2 protein-coding genes and 2 pseudogenes are annotated in these 4,075 nt (G+C 44.8%); 2 read left to right on the forward strand and 2 right to left on the reverse strand.

The window, feature by feature from the left end; translation table 11 throughout:
• Nucleotides 1–72: 72 nt before the first annotated feature.
• Nucleotides 73–1,372: pseudogene (locus tag BM613_RS13915) on the reverse strand (IS4 family transposase).
• Between the two features lie 327 nt (nt 1,373–1,699).
• Between BM613_RS13915 and BM613_RS13920 the strand changes: the two are divergent.
• Together BM613_RS13920 and BM613_RS15610 are read left to right on the forward strand one after the other, a co-directional pair.
• The gene (locus tag BM613_RS13920) at nt 1,700–3,091 is read left to right on the forward strand and encodes an MFS transporter (protein WP_245926400.1); all 1,392 of its coding nucleotides are present in this window, start codon (nt 1,700–1,702) and stop codon (nt 3,089–3,091) included.
• 48 nt (nt 3,092–3,139) lie between these two features.
• Nucleotides 3,140–3,580, forward strand: a complete 441-nt coding sequence (locus BM613_RS15610; RefSeq protein ID WP_245926401.1) for a hypothetical protein — start codon at nt 3,140–3,142, stop codon at nt 3,578–3,580.
• A gap of 163 nt (nt 3,581–3,743) precedes the next feature.
• On the opposite strand, the pseudogene BM613_RS15895 reads toward BM613_RS15610, so the two are convergent.
• Nucleotides 3,744–4,061 (reverse strand): annotated as a pseudogene (locus BM613_RS15895) (RNA-guided endonuclease InsQ/TnpB family protein); the annotation flags it as partial.
• Nucleotides 4,062–4,075: the final 14 nt, after the last annotated feature.

Raw genomic sequence — 4,075 nt, forward strand, 5'->3', positions numbered from 1 at the left:
TGTAAGTGAGAGGCGACAAAGCTTAACGCATGAAGACGATTGTCAATCACCTTCATGCGTTTTATTATATATTCAACTTTCGCAGGTCACAAGTGACAGGTGGCCCTTGATATAGCTGGGTAGAGTGGCGATCCAATCTTGGAGTTGACGCTGCACCTGTTTCATGTTCAAAACGACACCCAGCAAAATTGGCTCCACGATTGCCCACAGTTCGCTCAGTGCAGTCAGCCAGTCACGATCCTTCACTTCGTCACACACCAAGTAGAAAATACCGCCTATGGTACGCGGATCCATGTTCTGTCGCGATTCCCAAGTCAGCATGACGTAGCGGGTAAACACGATGGTGGTGTGTGCGATCATCATGTCGTACGAGCGCCCCTGAAATTCCTTGCCTAATTTGAGCATGGATTTGCACGCTTTGAAAAACGTTTCAATGTCCCAGCGCATCCCGTACATTCGAACGATTTCTTCCTCCGAAAGCGCCACGTCGGTACTCAAAATCGCGAGCCATTCCCTCTTCTTGTGACGATGTTTCACAAAGACAATTTTACATGACAGCCCAGGTTCCAGTTCGACCAACAAAGAAGCAAGGATCTGTTTGCGTCCAAAGTCAGGCTTGGCTACTTGGTACAGTTCTTTCAAGGTGAGCGATTCATCGCCCCATCGATACCGCTGTTTCATCGCCTTCACCATGCCGATGACAAAGAGCCCCTCTTGATGGAGTTCGCGCAGGAGGGGAAGATGGGTAAACGCTATCCGTGAGCACGTGACTGGCCTGAACGCCTGCCAATAGCGCGTTTCGAAGGAGTCCGATCACAGCCTCCGGTGTTTGTTTTACCGCCTCTTTGCGTCGCTTGTAACCCACCGTTCGCTTATCGATCGCTTCAGTATATCGGTTCTCTTTCTTGGTTGAACTGAGCAGTGCGAAGTCAATGGTCACAAAGGTCGCTCCATCGGACCAACTCAGTGTCAGCATCCGAAATCCTTTGACAAATCGGTTGACGGTATGGTCGTGAACTCGGGCCAGCAATTCGACGGCACGGCTGCGCCCTCGTTCGTAGACAGAATCATCCACAATGAATACACGAACGCGCTGATTCGAAGTGAGTGGCTTTGCCTTTTGAATGATACTAACGGACAGGGACAACAAGAATTTACGTCACGAGAATCGCGGGCAGTTGAGGAAGCGATAGACGTACCAGTTTTTATGCTGGAAGACGAGCAGAAGAAGGGTCTGAAACAGAGAGAGACAAGAGAATCCGAGAGCCTTAGAAATCCCTGCCTGTCGAAAGTGCTTTCCAATATGTACCCCTGCAAACGCGATTTGAAAGGAGAGTGGGAGTTGTTTTGTAGTGAACTTATCCGTTATCATCAATACGGCACCCCTTTTGGTAGGTTTTTGTTGGCAAACTAAGTTTACCAAAACAAGGGGTGCCTTTTCATATCTACCTATGATTTTGTCATTGTCAAGATGGATTGTGTAGCACTCTTTTCTTCAGTCCTATCAAGGTTTAGCGGCTGTTTTCGTGCTGCGAAAGTTGAGTTAAAAATATAGCAAGAGAGGATTACAAAATCGTACGATAGAACATTGATTTACGTAAGATTTACTTTAACTTCATATCATGCATACCTACATTTCACGAAATGTTTACATTGCGCCTCTATGCTATACATGAAAATATTCGAGGAGGAGATCCATTTGGGTAATCAGAGTGCACTGCACTCTCTTGATGAGATAGCTGTCACGAAATATCACTGGAAGACAGTGATAACGGCTGGCATGGGTTTTTTTACCGATGCATATGACTTATTTATTATTGGAACCGTCACCGCCATCTTAACTCCCATTTGGCATCTAAATACCGTGCAACTCTCCCTATTAAACAGTACCGCATTGCTGGCCGCTGTACTTGGAGCCATCATCTTTGGCCGATTAATGGATAAATTAGGACGCAAGAAAATGTATGGAATTGAAGTTCTATTACTTGTGGTAGGGGCGGTTTTATCTGCATTTTCCATGAACTTTACCCAGCTTTTAATTTTTAGGTTTATTGTCGGATTAGGTGTTGGAGGAGATTATCCAACTAGCTCGGTCATTACTGCAGAATATGCGAATCGGAAAGATCGCGGACGACTCGTTACCTTAGTCTTTGCCATGCAGGGAATTGGCTTAGTCATTGGTCCCGCCATTGCAGCCGCCCTTCTATCAACTGGATTATCACACGCCATCATTTGGAGACTTATGTTGGGAATCGGTGCAATTCCAGCTGCCTCTGTCATTTATCTGCGGCGTAAAATTGCAGAAAGTCCGCGCTACTCTTTTCATGTACAAGGAGATCAAGCACAAACTGCACAAACGATCAAGTTAGTGACCGGTGAAAGTGTGGATGCACTTTCCAATGCCGTCACGACGAAGCGTCACTCTATTTGGCAAAGAACCTATCTCAAACGCTTGATTGGAACAGCAGGTAGTTGGTTTTTAATTGACATCGTGTTTTATGGCAATGGCGTTTCTTCTCAACTTTTAATGAAAAACTTATTGCCGCATTCTTCTCTGATTCAGACGACACTTGTTTCAACACTTATCTTCTTAATTGCCGCTCTTCCGGGTTATTACGTAGCAGCAGCCTTTATGGATCGGATTGGCCGCAAGAAAATTCAGTGGATTGGATTTTCGATAATGGCCTTAATGTATGGGCTCATTTCCTTAGCCCCCTCCATCACAAAAGTACCTATGCTGTTCCTTCTGGTCTATGCAATTGGATTCTTTTTTGTTGAATTTGGTCCTAACACAACAACATTCTTGTATCCTGCCGAGTTATATCCTACAGATATTCGAGGAATTGGTCATGGATTATCCGCATCAGGTGGTAAACTGGGCGCATTCGTTGCTGCATTCTTATTCCCACCGTTATTGAAATCCATCGGGTTGTCCCATCTAATGGGAATACTCTCAATCATAGCTATCCTTGGTGTCGGATTAACAATGCTCTTACCTGAACCAAAACAACGTGCACTTGAAGAGTTGAATGAACAGTTGGGGGAACCCTCAGCAATGAATTCTTCACACATGCAAAAATCAATTTCTTGATTTATGGGATGAATCGATCCATGAACAAAATACAAAGCCGTTTACTTTTTGAACTTAACGAATCATCAAGTTCAAAAAGTAAACGGTAAAGTTATAAACGGGGTGAATCAAATGCCTCCACTTCAAAAAAAATCGAACCCGCAGCTTGTTGCTGAACTCAGCAACATTATTATCAAAAACATTGAGCACTCCCCAAACGGAACGTTTGTTGCGAGTGTTCAGGATATTTTACGTGAACAACTAGGCATCTCTTATGGCATTCCTTCTCTATACACAACATATTTACACTCTATTGATATTGCGAAGTCGTTTGGATTTATCAACTGGCGTAGCTACGGGCAACAAGGCCGAGTATATTTTGCGAATAAAGAAATGATCGAACGTTTTTGGGATTATTATCAGCGCATGATAAATTCATCCAATGACAATCTGGAAACAGAGCAGTCCAGCACGTCCAATGTCGGATATCAGGATTGCAGATACGATTAGATGAATCTACGTCGAATAAGACCGTTCTTCCAAACTTACTCAAATCTACGTATAGGTAGCTTTTGACGTTGAATTCCTGCTTCGTTGAGGCTGCCTCTGTGATAGCAGGTCTTACATCCTCTCCACAGGCTGTCACCGTGGAACTCACGGCCCATTTCATGAGATTCTTCGCCGCGTTCAAGTCGCGGTCATGATGCGTGTTGCATTTTAAGCATGTCCATTCTCGTACGGATAGCGGCATGCTTTCTTGTTTCGTCCCACACGTTGAGCAAATTTTACTGGAGGCAAACCACCGATCCACAACGATGAGTTGCCCTCCACGCATAGCAGTCTTATACACTAACTGCCGTCGAAACTCGTGAAAGCCCATGTCTCCCACCGCTCTTGCCAAACGATGATTTTCCATCATGCCCTTTACGTTTAAATCCTCCATGACGATCACACCGTATTGACTTGCTAGGCGGGTGGTGAGTTTCTGCAGCTCGCCGTTGCGAT

The sequence above is a fragment of the Sulfoacidibacillus thermotolerans genome (assembly GCF_003144315.1).
GTDB classification, from domain to species: domain Bacteria; phylum Bacillota; class Bacilli; order Alicyclobacillales; family SLC66; genus Sulfoacidibacillus; species Sulfoacidibacillus thermotolerans.